Annotated in this window: 25 protein-coding genes, 1 other RNA gene and 1 riboswitch; of the genes, 19 read left to right on the forward strand and 7 right to left on the reverse strand. The window is 67.7% G+C overall.

Features of this window, described 5'->3' with window-relative positions; translation table 11 throughout:
* Window positions 1-22 precede the first annotated feature (22 nt).
* The 9 genes from xpsI (at window position 23) to ACW7G6_RS08720 (ending at window position 8,988) form a co-directional block, all read left to right on the forward strand.
* Window positions 23-463 carry a type II secretion system protein XpsI gene (gene xpsI / locus ACW7G6_RS08680; RefSeq protein ID WP_456998148.1) on the forward strand — a complete coding sequence of 147 codons (441 nt, stop codon included), beginning with the start codon at window positions 23-25 and terminating at the stop codon, window positions 461-463.
* Window positions 460-1,203: a prepilin-type N-terminal cleavage/methylation domain-containing protein gene (locus ACW7G6_RS08685; RefSeq protein WP_456998046.1), complete on the forward strand. Its 744-nt coding sequence runs from the start codon at window positions 460-462 to the stop codon at window positions 1,201-1,203. The genes xpsI and ACW7G6_RS08685 overlap by 4 nt, the downstream gene beginning before the upstream one ends.
* Window positions 1,200-2,165: a general secretion pathway protein GspK gene (locus ACW7G6_RS08690; protein ID WP_456998047.1), complete on the forward strand. Its 966-nt coding sequence runs from the start codon at window positions 1,200-1,202 to the stop codon at window positions 2,163-2,165. Before ACW7G6_RS08685 ends, ACW7G6_RS08690 begins: the two co-directional genes overlap by 4 nt.
* The gene (locus ACW7G6_RS08695; protein ID WP_456998048.1) at window positions 2,162-3,355 is read left to right on the forward strand and encodes a PilN domain-containing protein; all 1,194 of its coding nucleotides are present in this window, start codon (window positions 2,162-2,164) and stop codon (window positions 3,353-3,355) included. Before ACW7G6_RS08690 ends, ACW7G6_RS08695 begins: the two co-directional genes overlap by 4 nt.
* Window positions 3,330-3,986, forward strand: coding sequence for a type II secretion system protein GspM (gene gspM, locus ACW7G6_RS08700; protein WP_456978303.1), 657 nt, complete (start codon window positions 3,330-3,332; stop codon window positions 3,984-3,986). The genes ACW7G6_RS08695 and gspM overlap by 26 nt, the downstream gene beginning before the upstream one ends.
* Complete coding sequence (locus ACW7G6_RS08705; RefSeq protein WP_456998049.1) at window positions 3,976-4,806, forward strand: type II secretion system protein XpsN; 831 nt, start codon at window positions 3,976-3,978, stop codon at window positions 4,804-4,806. The genes gspM and ACW7G6_RS08705 overlap by 11 nt, the downstream gene beginning before the upstream one ends.
* 64 nt (window positions 4,807-4,870) lie before the next feature.
* Window positions 4,871-7,129, forward strand: a complete 2,259-nt coding sequence (gene gspD / locus ACW7G6_RS08710) for a type II secretion system secretin GspD (RefSeq protein WP_456998149.1) — start codon at window positions 4,871-4,873, stop codon at window positions 7,127-7,129.
* A gap of 33 nt (window positions 7,130-7,162) precedes the next feature.
* Window positions 7,163-8,041: a glycosyltransferase gene (locus tag ACW7G6_RS08715; protein ID WP_456998050.1), complete on the forward strand. Its 879-nt coding sequence runs from the start codon at window positions 7,163-7,165 to the stop codon at window positions 8,039-8,041.
* 23 nt (window positions 8,042-8,064) lie between these two features.
* Entirely contained in the window at window positions 8,065-8,988 is a 924-nt protein-coding gene (locus tag ACW7G6_RS08720) for a glycosyltransferase family 2 protein (RefSeq protein WP_456998150.1), read from the forward strand.
* Window positions 8,989-9,042: 54 nt separating this feature from the next.
* On the opposite strand, the gene pyrF is transcribed toward ACW7G6_RS08720, so the two are convergent.
* Both pyrF and ettA read right to left on the reverse strand, forming a co-directional pair.
* Window positions 9,043-9,879, reverse strand: coding sequence for an orotidine-5'-phosphate decarboxylase (gene pyrF, locus ACW7G6_RS08725; protein WP_456998051.1), 837 nt, complete (start codon window positions 9,877-9,879; stop codon window positions 9,043-9,045).
* Window positions 9,880-10,226: 347 nt separating this feature from the next.
* Window positions 10,227-11,891, reverse strand: a complete 1,665-nt coding sequence (gene ettA, locus ACW7G6_RS08730) for an energy-dependent translational throttle protein EttA (protein ID WP_456978307.1) — start codon at window positions 11,889-11,891, stop codon at window positions 10,227-10,229.
* 223 nt (window positions 11,892-12,114) lie between these two features.
* Between ettA and glyA the strand changes: the two genes are divergently transcribed.
* The 3 genes from glyA to ribD all read left to right on the forward strand — a co-directional run bounded on the left by glyA (window position 12,115) and on the right by ribD (window position 15,349).
* Window positions 12,115-13,368 (forward strand): serine hydroxymethyltransferase, encoded by a 1,254-nt coding sequence (gene glyA, locus ACW7G6_RS08735; protein WP_456987128.1) that lies wholly within the window; start codon window positions 12,115-12,117, stop codon window positions 13,366-13,368.
* A 274-nt stretch (window positions 13,369-13,642) separates the two neighbouring features.
* Window positions 13,643-14,164, forward strand: a complete 522-nt coding sequence (nrdR, locus tag ACW7G6_RS08740) for a transcriptional regulator NrdR (RefSeq protein ID WP_456978309.1) — start codon at window positions 13,643-13,645, stop codon at window positions 14,162-14,164.
* An 87-nt stretch (window positions 14,165-14,251) separates the two neighbouring features.
* Window positions 14,252-15,349 carry a bifunctional diaminohydroxyphosphoribosylaminopyrimidine deaminase/5-amino-6-(5-phosphoribosylamino)uracil reductase RibD gene (ribD, locus tag ACW7G6_RS08745; protein ID WP_456998052.1) on the forward strand — a complete coding sequence of 366 codons (1,098 nt, stop codon included), beginning with the start codon at window positions 14,252-14,254 and terminating at the stop codon, window positions 15,347-15,349.
* Between the two features lie 56 nt (window positions 15,350-15,405).
* Here ribD and ACW7G6_RS08750 read toward each other — a convergent pair whose 3' ends face one another.
* Complete coding sequence (locus ACW7G6_RS08750) at window positions 15,406-16,029, reverse strand: hypothetical protein (RefSeq protein ID WP_456978311.1); 624 nt, start codon at window positions 16,027-16,029, stop codon at window positions 15,406-15,408.
* Between the two features lie 196 nt (window positions 16,030-16,225).
* Window positions 16,226-16,389: riboswitch (FMN riboswitch) on the forward strand.
* A 157-nt stretch (window positions 16,390-16,546) separates the two neighbouring features.
* Here ACW7G6_RS08750 and ACW7G6_RS08755 point away from each other — a divergent pair.
* From ACW7G6_RS08755 to thiL, 5 genes are all read left to right on the forward strand, one after another.
* Window positions 16,547-17,164: a riboflavin synthase gene (locus ACW7G6_RS08755; protein ID WP_456998053.1), complete on the forward strand. Its 618-nt coding sequence runs from the start codon at window positions 16,547-16,549 to the stop codon at window positions 17,162-17,164.
* Window positions 17,165-17,281: 117 nt separating this feature from the next.
* Window positions 17,282-18,406: a 3,4-dihydroxy-2-butanone-4-phosphate synthase gene (ribB, locus tag ACW7G6_RS08760; RefSeq protein WP_456998054.1), complete on the forward strand. Its 1,125-nt coding sequence runs from the start codon at window positions 17,282-17,284 to the stop codon at window positions 18,404-18,406.
* Between the two features lie 76 nt (window positions 18,407-18,482).
* On the forward strand, window positions 18,483-18,950 hold the full coding sequence (gene ribH / locus ACW7G6_RS08765) for a 6,7-dimethyl-8-ribityllumazine synthase (protein ID WP_456998055.1): 468 nt from the start codon (window positions 18,483-18,485) through the stop codon (window positions 18,948-18,950).
* Window positions 18,947-19,417: a transcription antitermination factor NusB gene (gene nusB / locus ACW7G6_RS08770; protein ID WP_456978315.1), complete on the forward strand. Its 471-nt coding sequence runs from the start codon at window positions 18,947-18,949 to the stop codon at window positions 19,415-19,417. The genes ribH and nusB overlap by 4 nt, the downstream gene beginning before the upstream one ends.
* A 12-nt stretch (window positions 19,418-19,429) precedes the next feature.
* Entirely contained in the window at window positions 19,430-20,383 is a 954-nt protein-coding gene (thiL, locus tag ACW7G6_RS08775; RefSeq protein WP_456998056.1) for a thiamine-phosphate kinase, read from the forward strand.
* Here thiL and ACW7G6_RS08780 read toward each other — a convergent pair.
* From ACW7G6_RS08780 to ACW7G6_RS08795, 4 genes are all read right to left on the reverse strand, one after another.
* Window positions 20,380-20,940: a uracil-DNA glycosylase family protein gene (locus ACW7G6_RS08780; protein ID WP_456998057.1), complete on the reverse strand. Its 561-nt coding sequence runs from the start codon at window positions 20,938-20,940 to the stop codon at window positions 20,380-20,382. The two genes, thiL and ACW7G6_RS08780, sit on opposite strands and share 4 nt — an antisense overlap.
* Before the next feature lie 74 nt (window positions 20,941-21,014).
* A complete protein-coding gene (locus ACW7G6_RS08785; protein WP_456998058.1) occupies window positions 21,015-22,400 on the reverse strand; it encodes an FAD-binding oxidoreductase in 1,386 nt (461 codons plus the stop codon).
* A 12-nt stretch (window positions 22,401-22,412) separates the two neighbouring features.
* Window positions 22,413-22,793: a YraN family protein gene (locus ACW7G6_RS08790; RefSeq protein ID WP_456998059.1), complete on the reverse strand. Its 381-nt coding sequence runs from the start codon at window positions 22,791-22,793 to the stop codon at window positions 22,413-22,415.
* On the reverse strand, window positions 22,777-24,144 hold the full coding sequence (locus tag ACW7G6_RS08795; protein WP_456998060.1) for a penicillin-binding protein activator: 1,368 nt from the start codon (window positions 24,142-24,144) through the stop codon (window positions 22,777-22,779). Before ACW7G6_RS08795 ends, ACW7G6_RS08790 begins: the two co-directional genes overlap by 17 nt.
* 123 nt (window positions 24,145-24,267) lie before the next feature.
* Here ACW7G6_RS08795 and rsmI point away from each other — a divergent pair, with 123 nt between their 5' ends.
* The gene (gene rsmI / locus ACW7G6_RS08800; protein WP_456998151.1) at window positions 24,268-25,101 is read left to right on the forward strand and encodes a 16S rRNA (cytidine(1402)-2'-O)-methyltransferase; all 834 of its coding nucleotides are present in this window, start codon (window positions 24,268-24,270) and stop codon (window positions 25,099-25,101) included.
* Window positions 25,102-25,822: 721 nt separating this feature from the next.
* Window positions 25,823-26,188, forward strand: an RNA gene (gene rnpB / locus ACW7G6_RS08805) — RNase P RNA component class A.
* The last annotated feature ends 48 nt before the right edge of the window (window positions 26,189-26,236 follow it).

Below are 26,236 nucleotides of genomic sequence, written 5' to 3' on the forward strand. Positions count from 1 at the left end.
GCGTTCCGGCCATCAGCGCCGCATGCGGGGCGGTTGCGTCCCGCGCGGCCCTCGGCAGCGTGGTTACACCTTGATCGAGGTCATCGTCGCGTTCGCGTTGCTCGCCGTCGCGTTGACCTTGCTGCTGGGCACCTTGTCGGGTGCAACCTCGCAGGTGCGCTGGTCGGGCGATGCGGGGCGCGCGGCGCTGCATGCGCAATCGCTGCTGGACACGGTCGGGGTGGTTGAGCCGGTGCAACCGGGGCAGCGCCAGGGCGAGTTCGATGACGGGCGCTATCGCTGGTCGTTGCAGGTGGCCGGTTGGCGCGATCCGGCGCTGGCCAACGTGCCCGTCGCGCTTTCCGGTCCCCAACTGCATGAAGTGGTGCTGGATGTGACCTGGGGCGACGGTGGTCCACGCGAACGCCTGCAGATGCGCACCCTCCGGCTGGTGGTGGCCGAGCCGACCGACGGATGGCCATGAGCATCCTCCGCATGCCGCGGCCGCGCGTGCTGCAATCGAGCACGCCGTACTCGAGCACGCGGCAGACAAGCGTGGTGCCAACCGGCGTCCGGCGTCGGCGGGTGACCGGGTTCACGCTGATCGAAGTGTTGCTGGCGACCGTGTTGCTGGCCGCCGGGCTGGCGCTGGCGTTCGCCACCCTGTCGGCGGCGAGCCAGACTGCGACCCGCGGCGAGTTGATGGCGCAACGCAGCGAGCAGGTGCGCGCGGTGGAAGGCTTCCTGCGCAAGCGGCTGGCGGCGGCCCGGCCGCTTGCCTTCAGCACCGGGCAAGACGACGCGTTGCCGCAGTACTTCATCGGCGAGCCGGGGCGGATGCGGTTCGTCGCCAACCTGCCCGATTACCTCGGTCGGGGCGGTCCATACCTGCATGACTTCCGCGTCGAGGTCGACCAGCAGAAGGTCAGGATCGTGCTGGCGCTCAATATTGTCATTGCGGGTCAGACCATCGAGGATCCCGGGCAGCGGCCAGCGGAGTTGCTGGTCGATGGGTTGGGCCGGGTCACGTTTCGCTACCGCGGGATGGATCCCGATCGCCCGGGGCTGGGCGACTGGCAAGACAGCTGGGACCACGCCGGCCAATTGCCGCGATTGGTCGAGGTGGAGTTCACCGACGCGGACGAACGCAAATGGCCGACGTTGGTGGTCGCGCTGCCCCAGGCGGGTGGCGTCGCCGGTATCGCGCCGGGTGCGGGCAGATGAGGTTGTTCGGCAAGCCTGGCAGGAGGCAGCGACAGGTCGCGAATTCCGCCACCCGCGGGGCGGCCTTGTTGCTGGTGCTGTGGCTGATCGTGCTGTTGACTGCGCTGGTCGGCGCGTTTGCGATGGTGGCCCGGGTGGAGCACATGCAGGGACGCGTACTGGTGCGCGGACTGGCGGCCGATGGCGCGGCCCGCGCCGGAGTGGAGTACGCGATCAGCCGGTTGCAGGCCACCGACCCACGCTTGCAATGGGTGCCCGATGGCCGCTTGTACCCATGGAGCTATGCCGGCGCACAGGTCGAGATCCGGATCGTCGACGAGAGCGGCAAAGTCGATCTCAACCTGGCCGGCGCGCCATCGTTGGCGGGGCTGTTGCAGGAACTGGGCAGCGACCGGGTCGAGGCGTCGCGGCTGGCAGCAGCGATCATCGATTGGCGCGACCCCGGCAGCCTGACCCAGGTGGCAGGCGGCGCGGAAGACCAGGATTATGCGTCCGCCGGTCGTGGTTATGGCGCCAAGGACGCTCCTTTCGAAAGCATCACCGAGCTGGAGCAGGTACTGGGCTTCACGCCGGCCCTGTACGCCGGTTTGTCGCCCCATGTGACCGTGCATGGCGGGCTGCCGCAACCCAATCCTGCATTCGCGTCACAGCCGGTGTTGAACGCAATGGGCCTGGATGGTGCGGCCATCGTGGGGCAACGCGGCCGTCCCGCACCGCCCCGCGCAGGACTCAACATCGGCATCGGCGCACGCGCCGGCGGTACGTATAGTATTGACAGCCGCGCCCGGCTTACCAACGGGCGGCAGTCCGGGTTGCGGGTGGTGGTGCGCACGGGCGCGGGGCGCTTGCCCGGGATGGCCTACACCGTGCTGGATTGGGATATATCGTATGGGAGCGCGTCGCATTGGAGCGCGCTGCAATTGGACGCGTTGGATCGAAGACAAGGAGCCTCGTCAAAATGAGCCAGATCGCTTCCAGTACCAGCAGTCGCCTGGGCGATATCGGCACCCGTCTGGTCCCGCGTGTTGCCGGGCTATGGCGCTGGTGGGGGCGCTCACTGGCGGAATGGTTGCCGCCGCGGCTGCGCCGGGCGCTGGGCTTCGATCGTGGCCGGCTGTTGCTGCATGTGGATGGCGATGACCTGCAGCTGCGGCTGCAACAGGGCGATGAGTTGCGTGACCTGACGCGCGTGGGGCTGGCGGATGTCTCCGGTCCATCCGATCAGCTGGACCGGCTACTGGGCGGCGGGCAGGACGACCTGCCGCGCTGGTTGCTGCTGGCGCCAGCGACCAGCCTGCGTCGTCGCCTGGTCCTGCCCGCCGCGGCAATCGACCGGTTGCGCGATGTGGTGGCCTTCGAGATTGATCGACAAACGCCATTCCGTGCCGATGCGGTCGCGTTCGATGCCCGGGTAGCGGGACGGCGCGAAAGCGACGGCCAACTCGACGTAGAACTGGTGGTCGTCCCGCGGCAGGCGTTGGACCCGGCATTGGACCGGCTGGGTTCGCTGGCCTCGACCCTGGCCGGGGTCGATGTGGCGGCGGGCGACGGCGTGCCATTGGGAGTCAACCTGCTGCCGGTGTCCGAGCGTCGGCTTCATCGTGATCCGTGGGCGATCTGGAACGCCGTGTTGGCGGCGGTCGCGGTGGTTGCCGTGGCGGCGCTGCTGTGGCAATTGCTGGATAACCGGCGCGCGGCGGCCGACGCATTGGAGCAGGCGATGGCCGAACAGGCCGACGCCGGGCGTCAGGCCGCCGCCCAGCGCCATCAGCTGGCCAGCCTGGTGGAAGGCCAGGCGTTCCTGGACCAGGCCCGGGCCCGGCGGCCCACCGCGATCGAGGTCATGGACGAGTTGACCGTGCGGCTGCCCGACCATACCTACCTGGAAAAGCTCGCAATCAATGACGACCAGTTGCTGCTGATCGGCCTGAGTGGCCAGGCGGCGGCCCTGATCGGCCAGTTGCAGGGGGCCCAGGCGTGGAGCTCGCCGGCGCTGGCCGGCGCCCTGCAACCCGACCCGGGCAGCAGCCGTGATCGGTTTACCCTGACCGCGAAACTGGCGGTCGCCGCGCCGCAAGCACCAACACCAACATCGCCAACACCACCAAAGCCCGGGGAGGTCGCCGATGGCGCTGCCAAGCCGGGTCGCTGAACGCCTGGGTGGCCGGGACCGCTGGCTGGCGTTGGCGCTGCTGCTTGCGGTGCTGGGCATTGTCTACGCGGTGTTGATCCACCCGTGGTGGACGCTTCCCATGGCCGACGCGAACCAGCGCATCGAGTCGCTGCAACAACGTGAACTGCGCCTGCGCGCGCACCTGCAGCAGGCGCCGCAGGTCGCACGCCGACTGGAGCAGGTGCAGGCACGACAGAAGGAGCTTCCGGGGTTCCTGCCCGAGGCCAACCCGGAGCTGGCGACGGCAAGCCTGATCCAGCGACTGGAGGCGGTGGTGCTCCAGGCCAGCCCGGGCAATCGCAGTTGCGCCATCACCAATCGCTCGCCGCTCGACTCCGATAACCGCGAGTCCTACACCCGGGTGACGGTGCAGGTGCGATTGCTGTGCGGGACCCCCGAGCTGGCCAGGGCGCTCGATCTGCTGGAGAGCGGCGCCCCCAGGCTGTTCGTCGACAACCTCAATATCCTGGCCCGCGGCCGCTTCCTCAGCCGCGATACGTCCAGCGGTGCCGGAGGGTTGGATGTGTCGTTCGACCTGTACGGCTATCTCGCGCTTCCCGCTTCGCCGGTGGTATCGGACGGGGCCAACGGGGTGATCCATGCGGATTGAGGACGCCGGTCCGCGAACCCGGCTGCTGGCCGCCGTCGCCGGCGCAGCCGTGTTGGTCTGGGCGTTGGCCGTGGCCGGGATGGGGGGGCGTGTCGCGCCGCTGGATGACACCTCCGACGTGCTGGCGCCATTGCCGACGCTGCCCGCTGCGCCGACGGCCCGGCCGGACACGCCGGGCGGGCATGAAGCGATTGCCGCACGCCCGTTGTTCTCGCCCGATCGCACTCCGCAGCCGTTTTTCCTGGAAAACGACGATGGCGAGCAGACGCAGGGCTTCAACTACGTGCTGACCAGCGTGCTGCTCACGCCCCGGCTGCAATTGGCGATCCTGCAGCCACCGGACGGCAGCGCCTCATTCCGGGTCCTGCTCCAGCACGGGCCGGAGCCTCATCCCGCTTGGCGCCTGGTCGAGCTGGACGAGCGCAGCGCGGTATTCGAAGGGCCGGAAGGACGTCGCACCTTGCCGCTTCGAGTGTTCGACGGTGTCGGTGGCTTGCCGCCAACTGTCCTGCGCACGACCGATGGGGCTGCCGATGGTCAGGGGCGCGCGTCGCCGGCGGTACCGGCTGAAGCACCCGCGCGGCGCGTGGATGGCGCACCGGAACCGGTCAACCCCGATGACCTGCAAGCACCGGTCCGCGAGCAGCCACCCGCGCCGGCTTCGCCCGATGGCACTAAGCAGGACGCGTCCGGCACAGCTGCCGAGCCACCGGCCACCACCGATGCGGCGCAGATGGATTTGATCCGCCAACGCATCCAGGCGCGACGCGAGAAATTGCGCAACCCACCCGCACCGGAACCACCGGGCAACAACCGCTAGAGTGAATGCAATGAAGCAGCGCCCCACCGATCACTCGTCATCGACGCCGACTCGCTTGTCCTCCATGCGGTCGGGGCCGGCTGTGATCCGCCTGCTCGTTGCCTGGCTGATGGTCGCCGGCCTGGTGGCGGGATGCGCCAGCACCGCGGTGCCCAATGTCCGCCGTGACGGACCGCCGCACCCGACCGGAGCGGCGGGGGTACAGATGCACACCGCGGGAACCGCGCCGGCCACGGTGGTTGATGGCGCGCCAACGCAGTCGCCGGAGGATCCGGAGACCGGATTGCAGCCCCGGATCCACCGCGGCACCGGTCAGGTCATCAACCAGTCCGCCGCAGCGGCTCCACGGCCCAACCCGGGTGGCACCAGCGGGCAGGCCACCTTCAACTTCGAGGGCGAGTCCCTGCATGCGGTGGCCAAGGCGATCCTGGGCGACATGCTGGGCCAGAACTACGTGATCGCGCCCGGCGTGCAGGGCACAGTGACCCTGGCCACGCCGAACCCGGTCAGCCCGGCCGAGGCGATCAGCCTGCTCGACCAGGTGCTTGGCTGGAACAACGCCCGCATGATCTACAGCGGCGGGCGCTACAACATCGTGCCGGCCGACCGGGCTCTGGCCGGCACCGTCGCCCCGCGTACCGGCAGCGCCGCCAACGCGCGCGGTTTCGAGGTCCGCACGGTGCCGCTGCGCTATGTCGCGGCCGAGGAAATGAAAAAGATCCTCGAGCCATATGCGCGCCCCGGCGCGATTGTCGGCACCGATGCGTCGCGTAACGTGATCAGCGTCGGCGGTACCCGCGCGGAGTTACAGAACTACCTGCGCACGATCGAGGTCTTCGACGTCGACTGGCTGTCGGGCATGTCGGTGGGCGTGTTCCCGCTGCAATCGGGCAAAGCCGACCGGGTGGTCGCCGACCTGGAAAAAGTGTTTGGCGAAAGCAGCAAATCGCCGGTGGCCGGCATGTTCCGCTTCATGCCGCTGGAAGGTGCCAATGCGGTGATGGTTATCACCCCGCAGGCGGAGTACCTGGGCCAGATCCAGCAATGGCTGGAGCGCATCGATGGCGCGGGCGGTTCGGTACAGCTGTACACCTACCAGCTCAAGTACATCAAGGCGCGTGACCTGGCCGATCGCCTGTCAGAGGTGTTTGGCGGTTCATCGGCGGGCTCGGACGGCGGCGGCGACGACGGCCGGCCTTCGTTGATGCCGGGACTGCAATCGGCGGAAATATCGTCCAGCGACTCCGGCTCCAGCGTCGTGGTTGGCAACCAGGGGAATTCCGGCGGCAGGAGTGGACGCATCGGCAGAGGCGGGCGCAGTGGTGGTTCTGGCGGCGGTGAGATGTCGCTGGATGCGGCGCAAGGCGGCAATGGCAGCGTCAGTCTGGAGATCCAGGGGGACAAGGTCGGCGTGTCCGCGGTGGAAGAGACCAACGCGCTGCTGATCCGCTCGACCCCGCAGGCCTGGCAATCGATCAAGGACGTGATCGTCCAGCTCGACGTGATGCCGATGCAGGTCCATATCGAGGCGCAGGTGGTCGAGGTGCAGCTCAGCGGCGCGCTGGAATACGGCGTCAACTGGTTCTTCGAGCGCGGCGTGACCGATGCCGGCTTGCCGAGTGCCGTCGGCCGGGATACCTGGAGCACCCTGGCTGGCAGCGTGCAGGGCGAGGCGGGAAACGGCAGTCCCGCCGGCATGGCGTGGACGTTCCTGGGGCGCAATGCGGCCGCCGTCATCAGCGCGCTCGACTCGGTCACCGACGTCAACATGTTGCAGACCCCGTCGGTGGTGGTCCGCAACAACGCGCAGGCGGAGTTCAACGTCGGCAGCCGGATCCCGGTGTCCTCGGTCACCGTCAACCCCGGTCTGGGCGGCGACAACAGCTACAGCCAGGTCGAGTACCTGGACACCGGCGTGATCCTCAAGGTCCGTCCGCGGGTGACCCAGGACGGCATGGTGTTCCTGGACATCGTGCAGGAGGTCAGCGCGCCTGGCGGTGACCCGGACAAGTACGGCAACGTGCGCATCGACACCCGCAAGCTCAAGACCGAGGCGGCAATCCAGAGTGGCGACACGGTGATGCTGGCCGGCCTGATCCGTGATGGGGTGACCCGCGGCTCGAAGGGCTTCCCGGGCCTGAGCCGGATCCCGGTGATCGGCGGCTTGTTTGGCACCCAGAGCTCCACGACCCACCGCGAGGAAACCATCGTGCTGCTGACCCCGACCATCATCAGGAACCCGCAGGAAGCGCGCGAGATGACCGACGAGTACGGCCGCCAGTTCCGCGCGCTGGAGCCGTTGTACCGCCAGCCCAAGCCGTGACCCGGACCATCACCCCGAGGTCGCGCACGATCCATGGCTGAACTGCCCATCGTTGTGTTTCCAGTCGGTGCCGACGACACCGCGCTCGACGCCAGCCTGGCGGCGCTGGAGGCAGCGACACCGGCGGGTACCCGGGTTTGGCTGGCCGACGACGCCCTGGCCGGTCCGCGCGGTTACGCGATCATCGAGCATTGGATGTCGCGCACCGCGTTGAAGGCCGACTACACCCGTCGCCAGCGCAGCATCGGCGAGCTGGCACACCTGGACGAGATACTGGCCGCTTGCGGCGATGCCGACGTCGCCGTGCTCGCCGCCGATGCGGTGCCCGTGTCGGGCTGGCTCGATGCAATGGCCGCTTGCCTGGGCAGCGACGGCGCCATCGCCACCGTCAGTGCCTGGAGCAACGCCGGTGAGGCGGCGGCCTGGCCGCGGATCGGCGAGATCGATCCGATGCCGGCCGATCCCGAGCGACTGGGACGCGCTGCCGCCGCGATGCCGCAGATCCATCCCGAGCTGCCTGCCGCGATCAGTCACGCCGTGGTGTTGCGCGGCAGCGCGCGCAAGCGTGCCGGCGGGCTGGACGTGGCCAGTTACGGCTCCTGGTATGCCGGCCTGATCGACTTGTCGTTGCGGCTGTCGGGACTGGGTTGGCGCAATGTGTTGTGCGAGTCGGCGTTCGTCGCCCGCCCGGCAGAGGGCGCGGCGTTCGAGGGCGACATGGATCGCCTCGCGGCGCGCTGGCCGGACTGGCATGCGCGACTGGCCGCCTTCCTGATGGGCGATCCGCTGCACGGTGCGCGCGAGCAGCTTGGCCAGTTGCTGGCTTCGGTCGGGCCACCGGTGCCGCAGGCCGATCTGTTTCCGCCGCCCGACACGATGGTGGATGCATCCACCGGGCCGGATCGAACGTGACCGGTTCAGCGTCCGCTGCCACCATGCCCGATGCCTCCACGCCGGGGGCCGAAGCCGACATTGCCGTGGTCGTGGTGACCCACCAGAGCGCGTCGACCATTGACGACTGCCTGTGCCGCTTGCGCGCGGCCACCGGCATCGGTGCGATCCGGGTAGTGGACAACCTGTCCGACGACGGCAGCCTGGAGATCATCCAGCGTCACGCCACCGCCGACCCGCGGGTGCGCTTCATCGCCAACCCGGACAACCCCGGATTCGGGGTGGCCTGCAACCAGGGCGCGGCGGATGTCGCCAGCCGCGCGCCGGGATGCAAGTGGCTGGCCTTCGTCAATCCCGATGCGATGGTCGAGCACGACACGCTTGCCCGACTGCGGGCACTGGCGGTCGACGCAACCACGCCCGGACACATCCTGCTGGGCGCCGACCTGGTCGGCGAGGACGGCGTGCGTGACCCCGCTGCGCGTCGCCACGCCCCCGACTTTGGCGCGATGCTGGCCGGCTGGTTCAACCGCGCAAGCCGCAGCTCCAAGGGCGCCGACATGGCGATCCCGACCGACGACGCCCAGGTGCTGCAGCCGGTGGCAGCGATTTCCGGGGCGTTGATGTTCCTGTCGTGCCGCCTGTTCGAGGAGGTTGGAGGATTCGACGAGGACTACCGCCTGCATGCCGAGGACCTGGACCTGTGCCGCCGGATCGCCGGGCTTGGCGCAACCATTGCCGTCGCCAACCAGGTCCGCGTGGTTCACGTGCGCGGCGTGTCGAGCCGGTCGCGGCCGGTGTTCGTCGAGTGGCACAAACACCGTGGCTTATGGCGCTACTTCCGCAAGTTCGAGGCACCCCGTCGCGGTGTACTGGCGCGCGCTGCCGTCTGGCTGGCGATCTGGCTGCACTTCCTGCAGGTCTTGACCCGGCAGCTGATTGCCCAGCTGATCAACGGCGATCGTTGACGGCGCGCGGGGAAGCTGACCTGCAGTAGACCGCGGGCGCGGATCAGCGGCGGATCAGCGGTATCGGTTGATCTGGTCGCGCAGCGCGCGTGCCACGGTGGCGGCGGCCTGCGCGTAGTCGTCACCACCGGAGGCGTACAGGACCGCGCGCGAGGAGCTGACCATCAGGCCGGTCCCGTCGGCGGTCTTCGCGTTTTTCACCACTGCGTCGACATCGCCGCCCTGGGCACCGACGCCGGGGACCAGGAAGGGCATCTCGCCGACGATCGCGCGTACCTCGCGCAGTTGTTCCGGCCAGGTCGCGCCGACCACCAGTGCGCAATTGCCGTGGCCGTTCCAGTCGCGCGCGATGGTCTCGGCGACGTGCTGGTACAGCGGACGTTCCAACGGGCGCTCGCGGCCGTTGCCGGTCACGAGCAGGTCCTGCAGGTCGCTCGCGCCGGGGTTGGACGTGCGACACAGGATCACCACGCCGCGGTCGGCGCGATCCAGGAACGGCTGCATCGAGTCACGTCCCAGATACGGGTTGGCGGTCACTGCGTCGGCGCGGTAGCGGTCGAACGCCTCGCTTGCGTAATGCTGCGCGGTGCTGCCGATATCGCCCCGCTTGGCGTCCAGGATCACCGGGATGCCGGGGTGGCTGGCGTGGATGTGGGCGATCAGCCGCGCCAACGCATCCTCCGCGCCCAGAGCGGCGAAATGGGCGATCTGCGGCTTGAATGCGCAGACGTATTCGGCCGTTGCATCGACGATGCCGCGGCAGAAGTTGAACACCGCATCGGGATCGTTGGCGAATTGCGCCGGGAACTTCGCCGGCTCCGGATCGAGGCCGACGCAGACCAGTGAGTCGGCGTCGGACCAGCGGTGTTTCAGGGCCTGCATGAAGGTCATCTGGAGTTCGCTCGCGGTGCCTTTGGGGTTACGAGTCCGGTGCGCTTGCCCGGGCTGCATCGTCGTTCCCGCGAAGGCGGGAAACCATGGACATTGGATTTACATCGTAGGTCAGGCAAACGCAACGTCCCTGGATCCCCGCCTTCGCGGGGATGACGGCGAAGGACTGCATCGTCGTTCCCGCGAAGGCGGGAAACGCTTTACAGCAGCCGTACGGCTGATCACCTATGGGCATTGGATCTACATCGGAGGTTACGCAAACGCAACGTCCATGGATCCCCGCCTAAAGCATGCGGGGATGACGGTTTGGCAAAGCCGTGGCCGCAGCGCGGTCACGGGCCAATCCGTCACTTCAGCGCCTTGAACCGCAGGCGCTTGGGCTGGGCGCCTTCCTCGCCGAGGCGGCGCTTCTTGTCGTCCTCGTATTCGCGGTAATTGCCCTGGAAATACTCCACGTGCGAGTCGCCCTCAAACGCGAGAATGTGGGTCGCGATGCGGTCCAGGAACCAGCGGTCATGGCTGATCACCACCGCGCAGCCGGGGAATTCCAGGATCGCGTCTTCCAGCGCGCGCAAGGTCTCCACGTCCAGATCGTTGGAGGGTTCGTCGAGCAGCAACACGTTGCCGCCCTGCAGCAGGGTCTTGGCCAGATGCAGGCGACCGCGTTCACCGCCCGACAGCGTGCCGACCAGTTTCTGCTGGTCCTGGCCCTTGAAGTTGAAGCGGCCCAGGTAGGCGCGCGACTGGATCTCGACCCCGTTGATGTTGAGGATGTCCGCGCCGCCGGAGATTTCCTGGAACACGTTGTGGTCGCCTTCCAGCGTGTCGCGGCTCTGGTCGACATAGGCGACCTTGGTCGACGGGCCGCGGGTGATCTCGCCCTTGTCCGGAGTTTCCTGTCCCGTGATCATCTTGAACAGGGTCGACTTGCCGGCGCCGTTGGGGCCGATGATGCCGACGATCGCGCCGGGCGGGATGATGAAGCTCAGGTCGTCGATCAGCAGGCGGTCGCCGAACGACTTGGAGACGTTGTTGAACTCGATCACCGAGTTGCCCAGGCGCTCACCCGGCGGAATGAAGATCTCGTTGGTCTCGTTGCGGCGCTGGTATTCGACCGAGTTGAGCTCCTCGAACCGCGCCATGCGCGCCTTGCCCTTGGTGCGGCCGCCCTTGGCGTTGCTGCGCACCCATTCCAGTTCCTTGGCCAGCGCCTTCTGGCGCGCCTTCTCGCCGGACTCCTCGCGCTTCAGGCGCTCGGATTTCTGCTCCAGCCAGGCGGTGTAGTTGCCCTTCCACGGGATGCCCTTGCCGCGATCCAGCTCCAGGATCCACTCGGCGGCATTTTCCAGGAAGTAGCGATCATGGGTGACCGCGACCACGGTGCCGCTGTAGCGGGCCAGGAACTGCTCCAGCCACTCCACCGACTCGGCGTCCAGGTGGTTGGTCGGCTCATCCAGCAGCAGCATGTCGGGCTTTTGCAGCAGCAGTTGGCACAGCGCGACGCGGCGCTTCTCGCCGCCCGACAGCTTGCCGATGATGGCTTCCCACGGCGGCAGGCGCAGCGCGTCGGCGGCGACTTCCAACTGGTGCTCCAGCGTGTGCGCGTCGCCGGTGGCGAGGATCGCCTCCAGGCGTTGCTGCTCGGCGGCGAGCTTGTCGAAGTCGGCGTTCTCGTCGGCGTAGGCCTCGTAGACCTTGTCCAATGCGGCCTGGGCATTGATGACCTCGCCCAGGCCTTCCTCGACCGCTTCGCGCACGGTGTGCTCGGGGTTGAGCTGGGGTTCCTGGGCCAGGTAGCCGACCTTGATGTCCTTGGCCGCGCGCGCCTCGCCGGTGAAGTCGGGGTCGACGCCGGCCATGATCTTCAGCACCGTCGACTTGCCCGAGCCGTTCAAGCCCAGCAAGCCGATCTTGGCGCCGGGGAAGAACGACAGCGAGATGTCCTTGATGATCTGGCGCTTGGGCGGAACGGTCTTGCTGACGCCGTTCATGGTGTAGATGTATTGCGACATTCGGGGGCTCCGCAGGCAGACGGCGGCGCCCTGCGCGGGGGCAGGGGCCGGAAAGGATCGATAGCCGGCCATTATCCCGGATGCGGGAGTTTCCTGCAGCGGGCGGGTCAGCGGGCAGTTGGTTTGGGTGTACGCCGCACCGGCAACCCGCTCGCCCGTGGTTCCGGCGCCGGGTCAGGGCTAAACTCGGGGCCTTCCCTTCTTCATCTGAACTGGAGTGGCAATGTTTGCGCGCGATGCACGTATTGAAGGATTTGACCCGGAACTCGCCCAGGCCATCGCGAACGAGAATCGCCGCCAGGAAGACCACGTCGAGCTGATCGCCTCGGAAAATTACGCCAGCCCCCGGGTGATGGAAGCCCAGGGCAGCCAGCTGACCAACAAGTACGCTGAGGGCTACCCCGGCAAGCGTTACTACGGCGGCTGCGAATACGTCGACGTGGCCGAGCGGCTTGCTATCGACCGGTTGAAGGAGTTGTTCGGCGCGGACTACGCCAACGTGCAGCCGCATTCGGGCTCGCAGGCCAACCAGGCGGTGTACTTCGCATTGCTGAAGCCCGGTGACACCATTTTGGGCATGAGCCTGGCCCACGGTGGTCACCTCACCCACGGGGCCAAGGTCAACATCAGCGGCAAGCTGTTCAACGTCGTCCCGTACGGGCTGGACGAGTCCGGGTTGATCGACTACGACGAGATGGAGCGGCTGGCCCGCGAGCACAAGCCGAAGATGCTGATCGGCGGCTTCAGTGCTTACTCGCAGGTGGTGGATTGGGCGCGGATGCGCGAGATTGCCGATGCGGTGGGCGCGATCTTCTTCGTCGACATGGCCCACGTCGCCGGCCTGATCGCCGCCGGCGTGTACCCCAACCCGGTGCCGCATGCGCACGTGGTGACCTCGACCACCCACAAAACCCTGCGCGGCCCGCGCGGCGGCATCATCATTGCCAGCAACCCGACCGAAGAGCTGGTCAAGAAGCTGCAGAGCATCGTCTTCCCCGGCCTGCAGGGCGGCCCGCTGATGCACGTGATCGCGGCCAAGGCGGTGGCGTTCAAGGAGGCACTGGAGCCGGCGTTCAAGGACTACCAGGCCCAGGTGGTGAAAAACGCCAAGGCCATGGCCAAGGTCATCATCGACCGCGGTTACAAAGTGGTCTCCGGCGGCACCGAGAACCACCTGATCCTGATCGACATGATCGGCAAGGGGATTACCGGCAAGGACGCGGAAGCCGCGTTGGGCAAGGCGCACATCACCGTCAACAAGAACGCGGTACCCAACGACCCGCAAAAGCCGTTCATCACCTCCGGTCTGCGCATCGGCACCCCGGCGGTGACCACGCGTGGCTACCTCGAGCCGGACTGTGTCGCGCTGGCCAACTGGATGTGCGACATCCTCGACAACCCGAATGACGAGGACCTGATCAAGTCCGTGCGCGAAAACGTGACCACGCAATGCGCGCAATTCCCCGTCTATGGTTGACCGCCGCCTGACGTGCACCCACCCCGCACCCCCGGGGCGGGTCTCAACCCCTCATGGCCAGTCCCCCGTAGGTCGGGTTTCAACCCGACATGGCCGGCCCCCCGTAGGTCGGGTTTCAACCCGACACGGCCAGTCCCCCGTAGGTCGGGTTTCAACCCGACATGGCCAGTCCCCCGTAGGTCGGGTTTCAACCCGACATGGCCAGTCCCCCGTAGGGCGGGTTTCAACCCGCCGTCCCCGCACGACCGGGCAACCCGGCTAGCCCCCGCCCGCCATGCACTGTCCCTTCTGCCAACACGTAGACACCCGCGTCATCGACTCGCGGGTGTCCGATGACGGCGCGACCATCCGCCGTCGCCGGGTCTGTGAGGCCTGCGGCGAGCGCTTCTCCACCCTGGAGACGGTCGAGCTCAAGTTGCCGGTGATCATCAAGTCCGATGGCCGTCGCGAATCCTTTGACGCACGCAAGCTGCGCGGCGGCTTCGACCGCGCATTGCAAAAGCGGCCGGTGGCGGAAGAGCAGATCGAGACGGCGGTGCGCGCGGTGGTCCACCAACTTCGCCGCACCACCGAGCGCGAGTTGTCGTCGCTGCGGGTGGGCGAGTTCGTGATGGGCGAGTTGCGCAAGCTCGATCATGTCGGTTACGTGCGCTTTGCCTCGGTCTATCGCGCGTTCCAGGACGTGGCGGATTTCCGCGACGAGCTCGACCGGCTGGAGAATGACAATTCCGGCGCGGACCAGTTGCCACTGCTGGGCGGGGACCCGGACACGGCAACAAAATCCCGCAAGCGCTGATGGCGGAACGTTTTCGCATCCGCGCTCGCGCCCGCCAGCGCCCCTGACCGCAGACCTTCCGACTCCCGCAAGAGGAATCCACCGTCCATGCCCGAATTCACCGCAACCGATCACCTGATGATGGCGCGCGCCCTGCGCCTGGCCGAGCACGGCGCTTACACCACCCGGCCCAATCCGATGGTCGGGTGCGTGATCACCCAGGGTGACGAAGTGGTGGGCGAGGGCTACCACCAGCGCGCCGGAGAGGCGCATGCCGAGGTGCTGGCGCTGCAGGACGCCGGCGACCGGGCCAAGGGCGCCACGGTCTACGTGACCCTGGAGCCGTGCGCGCATACGGGCAGCACCGGGCCGTGCGCGGACGCGTTGGTCGCCGCCGGGGTGGCAAGGGTGGTGGCGGCGATGCGCGACCCGTTCCCACAGGTCGATGGTGCCGGTTTCGACAAGCTCCAGGCCGCCGGGATCCAGGTCGAGCACGGTTTGATGGAAGCCCTGGCGCGCGACCTCAACCGCGGCTACCTGTCACGGATCGTGCGTGGCCGGCCCTGGGTGCGGGTCAAGCTGGCCACCAGCCTGGATGGCCGCAGCGCGCTGGCCAGTGGCGAATCCAAGTGGATCAGTGGCGAGGCGTCACGCCTGGACGTCCAGCATTGGCGCGCCCGTGCCGGGGCGCTGGTGACCGGTGCCGGCACCGTGTTGGCGGACGACCCGTCGTTGACGGTGCGGTTGGGCGAGGGCGTCGACTTCGCGCCGCCATTGCGGGTGGTGCTCGACCCCGGGTTGGCCACGATCGCCCGCGGCCGGGTGCGCGATGGCGATGCGCCGACCCTGTACATCCATGCGCCCAATACCAAGCTCGGCCGCGGCATCGATGCCGAGCTGGCGACGGTGGCGGTCGATGGCGGTCGCTTCGATCTGCACGCGGTGCTGAAGCTGCTGGCCGAGCGAGGCGTCAACGAAGTCCAGGTGGAAGCCGGGGCAACCCTGGCGGCGGCCTTCCTGGAGGCCGGGGTGGTCGACGAGCTGCTGCTCTATGTCGCCCCGGTATTGTTGGGATCCAAGGCGCGACCTTTATTTGACGGGCTCAACATCGAGACGATGGCCGAGCGCATGCAGATGCACGTGGTTGAATCGCGCCAGTTGGGCGAGGACATCCGGGTTCTGTTGCAGCCGCAACAGGGCTCGTAAAACCAGCGCCCGTAAAACCAGGCGCCGCAAGCCAGGCTTGACGGCGCCGGTACCGATCAGAAGCTGGCGCGGACGCCGACGAGATAGCGTGTGAAGTCTTCGATCATCTCGACCTCGGCGACCAGACCCCAGGTCGGGTTGAACTTGACCTGGCCGCCCAGGGTGCCGACGAAATCACCTTCAAAGTCGCCGCCATCGATGTAACCGGCCTTGACCCAGGCTTCGGTGCGTGCCGATGGCATGCCACGCAGGCCGACACTGACCTTGCCACCCTTGGCGTCTTCGGAGACCTTGCCATCGTAGTCGGCGCCCAGCCCGGACAGCTTCAGCGTCAGCTCCTGGCGCAGGTACGCGATGTCGGCGGTGAAATCGACCCGGTCGCTGAACGCCATGTGGTAGCCGAAGCCCAACTCGGCCTGGTCGATGGAGACATCCAGCGTGGCGTCGCCGTCACGGAAATCATCGGACACCTGGCCATAGCTGCCGAACACATAAGCCTGTGGTGCAATGGCGACCGAGCCGCGCAGGTAACCGCCGTCGCCTTCGGGGTTGCCGAGGAATTCGTCGTCGATATGCAACTTGGCGTAGCCGCCTTCGACGTAGGTGTAGTTGATTTCATTGGCATTTGCGGCAAAGCCGACCGTTGCCAGCATCGCTGCCAGCAGCACACACTTCTTCATCTGGATCCCCTGAATTGATATCCGTCTCGCAGCTCCGCGATAAACGGCACGACGCGAATGTGTCGTGGGTCGTATTATCGCTGTGACACAAGTTGATCGTCCAGCGCGAACGGCCGCCACAGCGTTCCACGGATCGGACAGTCGTGGCGCCCGCGGGCTGGTAGAATCACCACGCCACTGCGGTGGCACCACACGTAAACGTCTTCAGGGCGGGGTGCAACTCCCCACCGGCGGTAGGTCACCTGGCCATGACGGCCGCGGTGACAAGCCCGCGAGCGCCTGCAGCCAACTGCTGCAGGGTCAGCAGATCCGGTCGAATGCCGGAGCCGACGGTCATAGTCCGGATGAAAGAAGACGGCGTACGCCAGGCCCTGGGGCCATGCGTAGGCCATTGCCTTGTGGCGTTTTTCGCCATCCATTGATGCGGGAAACGAGCCATGTCCATGTCATTGAAGTGTCCGGTGTTGCGGTGCGTTCTGGCGACCCTGCCGGCTGGTCTTGCCGGGGAGTCACGCTGATGTTCACCGGCATCATCGAAGGTGTCGGCCGCCTGGCCGCACGGGATTCCCGAGGCGGTGACGCACGACTTGTCATCGAGGTCGGCTCGCTGCCATTCGAGCAGGTGGCATTGGGTGAGTCGATCGCCGTCAACGGCACCTGCCTGACCGTGGTCGAGTTCGACGTCGATAGGGGCCACGCAAACACATTTCAGGCCGACGCATCCAACGAGACGCTGGCGCTGACCACCCTGGGCCAGTTGCCCATTGGCGCGCCGGTCAACCTGGAGCGGGCGATGCGCCCGACCGACCGGCTTGGCGGCCACATGGTCAGCGGCCATGTCGATGGGGTCGGCGAGGTCGCAACGATCTCCCCGGATGCGCGCGCCCAACGCTGGCGGTTCACCGCACCACCGGCCGTGCTGCGTTATATCGCCAAGAAGGGCTCGATCTGCGTTGACGGCGTCAGCCTGACCGTCAATGAGGTCGATGCGGACGGTTTCGAGGTCGCGCTGGTGCCCCACACGGTTGCCCACACCGCTTTCGCCGATACCCTGCCTGGCGACGCGGTCAATCTGGAGGTGGATCTGGTCGCGCGCTATGTCGAACGCCTGCTGCAGGGCCGTGCGGAAAGCTGACGTCGCGAGCCTCCCTTCCGCATTTGCCTCCACTACCGGTTTCCGCCCTTGCGGAAATGACGATCACGGGCCCGCGGCGCCTCCCTGCCGCCGGCCCACACCACAGGAACCACCCCGATGAGCTTTGCCACCGTCCCCGAACTGCTGGAAGAAATCCGTGCCGGCCGCATGGTCGTCATCGTCGATGACGAGGATCGCGAAAACGAAGGCGACCTGATCATGGCCGCCGAGCTGGTCAAGCCGACCGACATCAACTTCATGGTCACCCACGCGCGCGGTCTGGTGTGCCTGTCGCTGACCCGCGAGCGCTGCGTCCAGCTCGGTCTGCCGCCGATGGTGCGCGACAACACCTCCCAGCACCACACCAACTTTACCGTCAGCATCGAGGCCGCCGAAGGCGTCACCACCGGCATCTCCGCCTACGACCGCGCCCACACCGTGCGCACGGCCGTCCGCCCCGACGCGACACCGTCCGACGTGGTCCAGCCGGGGCACATCTTCCCGCTGCAGGCCCAGCCTGGTGGCGTACTCAACCGCGCCGGCCATACCGAGGCGGCGATCGACCTGGCACTGATGGCCGGTCTGGAGCCGGCCGGGGTACTGGTGGAGGTGCTCAATGCCGACGGCACCATGGCGCGACGACCGGAGCTGGAAAAGTTCGCCGCCGAGCATGGCTTGAAGATCGGTTCGATCGAGCAGCTGATCCGGCACCGGCTGGAGACCGAGCACACCGTGGAGCGGGTCGACAGCCGGCCGATCGAGACCGACCACGGCCCGTTCCAGTTGCTGACCTACCGTGACCGGCTCAGCCACGCGCTGCATTTTGCGATGTTGCGGGGCGAGCCCGATCCGGCCATCCCGACCCTGGTGCGGGTGCACATGAACAACCCGCTGGCCGACGTGCTGCATTGGCGGCGCGCGGACTTTGGCCCGGCCGTCGGCGATGTGCTCGCCGCGATCGCCGAGCAGGATCGCGGCGCCCTGGTGCTGTTGGCCGATCATGCCGATACCCCCGCGCTGCTGGCGCGCATCCGCGCCGAACCGCAGGCGGCCGACGCGCCGATCCAGGAGATCAGTCCCGGCGCCGGCCAGGGCCTGACCGAATGGCGGCGCAATGGCGCCGGCAGCCAGATCCTGGCCGACCTCGGGCTGGGCAAGCTGCGGGTGCTGGGCACGCCGCGCAAGCAGGTCGGTCTGGCCGGCTTCGGGCTGGAAGTGGTCGAGTACGTGGACTCGATGTAGCCGGTGCGCCCGCGCGGTAAACTGCGGTCTCGCCAGACCCCGGCATTTCCCCTCCCCCTCCAAGGCTTTCCCTGACATGCCCCATATCGAAGGCGACCTGCGCAGCCCTGACGGCGCACGTTTCGCAATCATTGCCAGTCGCTGGAACCCGCGCATCACCGACACCCTGGTGACCGGCGCGCGCAAGACCTTCGCCGACCACGGCGTGGCCGAGGAGGCCATCGACGTGATCCGGGTGCCGGGCGCGTGGGAGATCCCGGTGGCCGCGGCGCGTATTGCCGCGGCGGGACGTTACGCGGCGATTGTCGCGCTGGGTTGCGTGGTGCGCGGCGATACCCGCCACTATGAGCAGGTCGCCGACGGCTGCTCCGAAGGTCTGATGCGGGTCGCACTGGATCACGGCGTGCCGGTCTGCAACGGCGTGCTGGCCGTGGAGATGCACGAGGATGCGGAGAAGCGCGCCAACGGCAGCCATGGCAACAAGGGCGAGGAAGTGGCATTGGCCGCACTGGAGATGGCAAACCTGATGGAGCGACTGGCATGAACCACCGTCGCCGGCCGGGAGGTATTGACGCGGTGGGTCGCTCGCGGGCACGACGGCGCGCATTGCAGGCGCTGTATGCCTGGCAGATGTCCGGCTCCAGCGCGCGCGAAGTGGTGACCCAGTTCGCCCACGAGCAAGCCCGCGAGGTCGCCGACCTGGCCTATTTCGAGGAGCTCGTGCACGGCGTGGACAAGCATCGCGTCGAGCTGGACCAGGCATTGACGCCCTTCCTGGATCGCGATATCGCCCAGGTCGATCCGATCGAGTTGGCGGTCCTGCGGATCGCCGCCTACGAGTTGCAGCATCGCCCGGACGTACCGTACCGGGTGGTGATCAACGAGGCGATCGAGTCGGTCAAGCGTTTTGGCGCCGAGCACGGCCACACCTACGTCAACGGCGTGCTGGATCATGCCGCGGCGCAGTGGCGCGCGGTCGAGGTCAACGCATCACGGCGCAAGCCCGACTGAGCCAACACGGGCATGGCCGAGTTCGACCTGATTGATCGTATCCGCTCCCGGGCCCAGAGCCGCGATGACGTGGTGCTGGGCATCGGCGACGATGCCGCGATCATCCAGGTGCCGGCCGGTTTCCAACTGGTGGTGTGTACCGACACACTCAATGCCGGAGTCCATTTTCCGCTCGATACCACGCCCGCCGATATCGGCTGGAAGGCGTTGGCGGTCAACCTGTCGGACCTGGCCGCGATGGCGGCGACCCCGGCCTGGTGCACCCTGTCGCTGTCGATGCCGTCCGATGTTCCAGCCTGGCTGGAAGGTTTCCTGGACGGGTTTCTGGCGTTGGCCGCGGAGCACCGTGTTGCCTTGATTGGCGGCGATACCACGCGCGGGCCGCTGTCGGTCAGTGTCACCGCGCACGGGCTGGTCGCGCCCGGCCGCGCGCTGCGTCGTGACGGCGCCCAGGTGGACGACGATCTCTGGGTGACGGGAACGCTCGGTGACGCGGCGGCGGCGCTGGCGTTGTTGCTGCTCGACGCAGATCCGTCCGAGGCGATCGAGTCCCTGCGTCCGCGTCTGGATCGGCCGACACCGCGCGTCGCCATCGGTCAGCAACTGGGCGGCCTTGCCCACGCGGGGATCGATATTTCCGATGGCCTGCTGGCCGACCTTGCCCACCTTTGTCGCGCCAGCAGCGTCGGCGCCGAGGTCGAGCTCGATGCCCTGCCGGGTTCCTCTGCACTGGCCCGGGCATTCGATCTGCCACAGCGACGCGGCTTGCAGGCGGGCGGTGGTGACGACTACGAACTGTGTTTCACCGCGCCGGTGTGCGCGCGCGAATCGATCGATGCGTTGGCGACACAGACGGCAACCACGATCACCCGCATTGGCCGGGTGATCGCCGGCGAGGGCGTGCGGGCGCTGGAGGCCGATGGCCGGCAGTGGCATCCGCCGCGCACCGGTTATACGCACTTTTAAAGCGACAACGCTTCGCGCACGCGTTGTTTCAGGACCGGCAGCACCTCACCTTCGAACCAGGGGTTGGCCTTGAACCAGGCGACATTGCGCGGACTGGGGTGGGGCAGTGGCAGCTCGGTCGGCAGATAGTCGCGCCAGGCGCGCATGGTCGCGGTGAGATTGTTTCCGCGTCGCCCGCCAAGAAAATAGGCCTGGGCGTACTGGCCGATCAGGACCGTCAGTTCGATATTGGGCAGCAGCGGCAGCAATCGCGGATGCCAGGTCGCGCGGCATTCGGGGCGGGGCGGGGCATCGCCGGAACCGGCCTTGCCGGGGTAGCAGAAGCCCATCGGGATGATCGCGACCTGGGCCGGGTCGTAGAAGGTCGGGCCATCGATCCCCAGCCACTCACGCAGGCGCAGGCCGCTGGCGTCATCCCACGGCACCCCGCTGAGGTGCACCTTGCGTCCCGGTGCCTGGCCCACCACCATTACCCGCGCGCTCTGGCTGGCGGCCAGCACCGGGTGCGGCCCCAGCGGCAACGAGGCCTCGCAGATCCGGCAGGCGCGTATGTCCACCAGCAACCGATCCAGCTCGGCGCCGTTGCCGGGAGGGTCCGTGGGGCGAGCCGGGCCTGGTGTCGCCGCTGCGCTCACGGTGGCAGCAGCTTGCCGGGGTTGAGGATGCCGTCGGGGTCGAAGGCGGTCTTGATGGCGCGCATCAATGCCAACGTCGGCGGCGTGATTGCCTGCGGCATGAAGTCGCGCTTGGCCAGCCCGATGCCGTGCTCGCCGGACAGGGTGCCGCCGAGTGAAATCGCCAGCGTGAACACCTTGGCCATCGTGGCGTTGGCGCGCGTGGACTGGTCCTGGTCGGCCGGGTCGTACATCAGGTTGACGTGCAGGTTGCCATTGCCGGCATGGCCGAAACAGACAATCGGCAGGCCGCAATCGCGCGCCAGTTGTTGCACGCCATCGACCAGTTCCGGGATGCGCGAGACCGGCACCACCACGTCCTCGTTGATCTTGCCGGGGGCGAGCGTCCGCAGCGCCGGCGACAGCGATTTGCGCGCCGCCCACAACTGCGCGCGCGCGGCCTCGTCGGCGGCGTCGTCCAGGGCGACCAGGCCTTCGCCCCGAGCCGCGTCCTTCAGCGCTTCGATATCGTGCGGCAAATGCGCCGGGTCGCCGTCCGCTTCGATCATCAGCAGGGCGCCGGCGTCATCGGGCAAGTCGGCGCCACCGACGTCGCGCGCCAGCCGCACTGCGTGGGCGTCCATGAACTCCAGCATCGACGGCGTGACCGGCTGCGCCATCAAGCGGGCCACTGCCTGCGCGGCACTGGACACGTCGCGATAGATCGCGCGCAGGGCACGCTGTGCGGTCGGTGCCGGGGTCAGTCGCAACGATGCTTCGACGATCAGCGCCAGGGTGCCTTCACTGCCCACCAGCAGCCGCTGCAGGTCGTAACCGGTTGCGCCCTTGGTGGTCTGGGTGCCGCAGTGGATCAGCTCACCGGCACCGGTGACCGCGGTCAGGGCGAGCAGATTGTCGCGGCTGGCCCCGTATTTCACCGCGCGCGGCCCGCCGGCGTTGCAGGCCAGGTTGCCGCCGACGGTGCTGAACGCGGCGCTGGTCGGATCGGGTGGCCAGAACAGCCCGTGCGGGGCGAGCGCGGCTTGCAGATCGCCATTGAGGACCCCGGGCTGGACCACCACGCAACGGTCGCCGGGACGGATGTCGAGGATCTTGTCCATGCGCTCGAACGACACCACCACGCCGGCATGGATCGGCACCGCCGCGCCGGTGGTATTGGTGCCGCGACCACGGGCGATCACCGGCACCCGGTGCCGGCGACAGGCGCGAACCAGCGCGACCACCTGCGCCGCCGAGGTGGGCAGGGCGACCGCGTCGGGCAACGCCAACTGCCGCGAGTTGTCATAGGCGTAGGCAAGTCGTTCGCTGTCGTCGGTGAGCCACGCCGCGGCCAGCAAGCCGGTCATTTCAGCATGCAGTTCGGGCGGCAATGGTGTGGACATCACGCTATCGGCTCAGCAATCGTCGGCGCGAAACGCATCGCGCAACCAGTTCAGCCGTGGGGATTCCGGGTCGCCATCGGCCTCGACAACATCGAACCGGCACGGGCCGTCGGCATAACGGGGGTGGCGCAGCAGGAACATCTGCGCGGCGCGTACCAGCTTGCGCTGCTTGCGCCAGTCGACCGAAGCGGCGCCGCCACCGAAGCGGTCATCGTGGCGGTAGCGCACCTCCACGAACACCAGGGTGTCGCCTTCCAACATCACCAGGTCGATCTCGCCAAGGCGGTAGCTGACATTGGCGGCAACCGGACGCAAGCCCGATTGCAGCAAGTGGTCGCGGGCAGCGGCTTCCACCGCGGCACCGCGCTGGCGCCGGTCAGTAACGGTTGCCATCGCCCAGCGGTACGACTACCCCGCCACTGAAGGTCAGCCAGGCAGGAACGCGCTGGACATTGCCGGAGGCATCGATGCTGAGCGCACCGGTGGCGCCGGCGACGTAGGCATCGGCCGATTGCGACAGGCGGTCCAGATAGGCGGTGAGCAGCCAGGCGTCATAGCCGAAGGCGAACAGGCGAGCGCCGCCGCCGCGTGCGGTCGACACGGTTTGCGCGGCACTGGCCGCAGACGGCAGGCCGGGCACGTGGCCGCCGCTGGTCCAGGTGCCGCCGGGAAACGCGATGCCATCCAGAACCCGGTCCTGGTCCGTCTTGCCGGTGTCGGAAATCAATTGCGATGTTGCCACGATTGGCTTTCCCGCCAGCCCGGCCATGGCCAGCCGCGGCACCAGCTCGCGTGCCGCATTGCCGCGCAGGGCAAGGAATACCGCGTCGATACCGCCTTCTTTCTGCGCAAACGGTGTCAGGTCGGCGATGCCGGCACTGAGCACATCCGTCACCACCACGCCTTGTCCGGCCAGCCGCTCGCGCAGCGCCTCGACCGCGCGGCGTGCCTGGTCGTCGCTATCGGCCACCACCAGGACGCGTTTCGCGCCGCGCTTGACCAGCAGGTCGGCGGCGGCGATGCCCTCGTCCTCCGGTGACAGCGAGAAGCTGGCATTGCCGGCCGGCGGTGCGACCTGTCCCTGGTTGAGCGCCAGCAGCGGTACCGGCAACGCTCCACGACGGAACACGGCATCGACACCGGTGCGCGACAACGGCCCGACCACGAAATCGTTGCCTGCCGCCACGGCCTGGTCATAGGCCGCCACCGCGCCACCGGCGGTGCCGTGGGTATCGTAGAACGCCACTTCCGGCCGGCGCCGGGATTCGGCGTAGTAACCGGCGAGGAAACCGTCGCGCACCGGTGCGGCGGCGGCCGAGATGTCGCCCGACAAAGGCAGCAATACGCCCAGTTTCACCGGCGGCCGGTAGCCATCGCGAGCGTCGGCCGGGGGGCGATTGCCCGCATCGAACTGCCAGCGGGCGCGGTCCAGTGGCCTTGGCAGGGCCAGCCCGCGCTGGAGCAGCGCGCGGGCAAGATGACTGTAGAGCGGGTCGCCGACCGGCAGCGCGGCGGCTTGGCGGGCAAGGGTGTCGTCATCCAGTTGCGCCAACAGCGCGTCGATCTGCTGGTTGTCGGCTCCGGACTGCAGCAACTCGCTGGCCTGCGTGACCAGTGGATGCTGGGCGCTTTGGCCGGTCCGGGGTGAGGTTGGGGACATGGAGACGCAGCCGCCCAGCAGGACGATGGCGGTTATCAGCGCGAACAGCCAGGTGCGCCGGGGACGTCGGAGGTGTGTGCTCATCGGCATGCGCTCGCCGCGATGCGGCGTTCCAGTGGGGACCTTGATGATTCTACCGGCCATGCCGGGAGGTGGTGCAAAGGCGCCGTCGTGCTTACCATCGTCCCGATGCACAAAGTCGCTCCGATGCACAAACTTGGCACCCTGCACGTCGTCGCCACCCCGATCGGTAACCTGGGTGATATTTCCGCACGCGCGCTGGAGGTGCTGGGGCAGGTCGATGCGATCTGCGCCGAGGACACCCGGCATACCCGCCAGTTGTTGTCGCACTTCGGGCTGGAACGGCCATTGTTGGCGCTGCACCAGCACAACGAGGAGGCGCAGGCGGATCAGTTGGTCGCCCGCCTACAGGCCGGTGAATCGTTGGCGCTGGTATCGGATGCCGGTACCCCGCTGGTCAGCGATCCGGGCTTCCGCCTGGTTCGCGCCGCGCGCGCGGCCGGGGTGCGGGTGTCGCCGGTCCCTGGCGCGTGCGCGGCGATCGCGGCGTTGAGTGTGGCCGGGATCGCTTCGGACCGGTTCGCATTCGAGGGTTTCCTGCCGGCCAAGGGTGGCGCGCGCCGCGAGCGGTTGGCGCGGTTGGCGGCGGAGACACGCACGCTGATCTTCTACGAGTCCGCGCACCGCATCGAGGAATCGCTGGTCGACTTCGTTGCCGCGTTCGGTGCCGGGCGTCCGGCGGTGCTGGCGCGCGAGCTGACCAAGTTGTTCGAGACGGTGCTCGATGGCGACCTGGCGGCGTTGCTGGCGGCGGTGCAAGCCGATGCGAACCAGCGCAAGGGCGAGTTCGTACTGGTCGTGGAGGGACTGGGCGACGACGCCGAGGCGAAGCTGATCGAGGGCCGGCGGCTGTACCTGAAACTGTCCGAACACCTGCCACCGTCGACCGCAGCCAAGCTGGCCGCCGACCTGAGCGGCGCGTCGCGCAAGGCGTTGTATGGGGCGACGGGTTCGGATTGATCGCCGCACAAGGGCAACGGCAACAGCAACAGCAACAGCAACAGCAACAGCAACAGCAACAGCAACGGCAACGGCAACGGCAACGGCAACAGCAACGGCGGTGGAGTGGGTGGGCTTCGGTGGGGCGCCGCCCTGTCCGGGCATTGCTACTCGGTTCGGGTGGCCATCCATGGCCACACTCACCGCCGTGCGCCATCCATGGCGCACTCTCCGCAATGCCCGGACAGGACGCCGCTTCGGGTCTGGGATGTCGCGGCGTTGTTTCAGTGAGAGCGGGTTGGTCTTGGCGATTCATGCCAACGGGGCTTCCCGCTGTTGTATATGTCGTGTGTGGAGTTCCCGGTCCATGGATCGGCGATGTGGCAAAAGGCCCCAACGCGTGCTCTTCGCATTTCCCGCCTCAGAACAGGGTGAGTGCAGGCGACTTGCGCGGCACTGCCGCGTGCCTCTCCCGAAGTCAGCGAGCTCAGGCAGGAGGTGGACGGCGGGGGGATTGCGGAAAAGCAGGCCATGGATGGCCTGCGGCCCGCCTCAGGGCAGGATGCCCTGACGAAGGGCTGGAGCAATCCCCCCGCCGGCCGCCTCCTGCACGCCGGACCCTCCGAAGCCCAGCTCCTGCGCCACGACCCTCCCGAAGGCCGCTCTTGGCTCTGAACCAGACACCGCCCGAGCATCAAGCAATCCCCCGCAACCACCGCGCAACCGCTAAACTGCGCGTGGCGGAGTCGGCCAGACAGTCGCGTCATCGCAGCGGGTTTACCCGCGGCGGTGCCGAGGAAAGTCCGGGCTCCACAGGGCACGGTGCCAGGTAACTCCTGGGCGGCGCGAGCCGACGGAAAGTGCAACAGAGAGTAGACCGCCGAACGGTCCTTCGGGATGCGTGGCAAGGGTGAAACGGTGCGGTAAGAGCGCACCGCGAGTCTGGCAACAGACCGGCATGGCAAACCCCACCGGGAGCAAGACCAAATAGGGACCTAATGGCGCTGCCCGCGTCGGGTCCGGGTAGGTTGCTCGAGCGTATCGGTGACGATGCGCCTAGAGGAATGACTGTCCACGACAGAACCCGGCTTATCGGCCGGCTCCGCCACTTTTTCCCACACCACGCCGCTTCCGCGGCGCACATGCCGCTGCCGGC

The organism is Lysobacter sp. A421 (genome assembly GCF_054052145.1).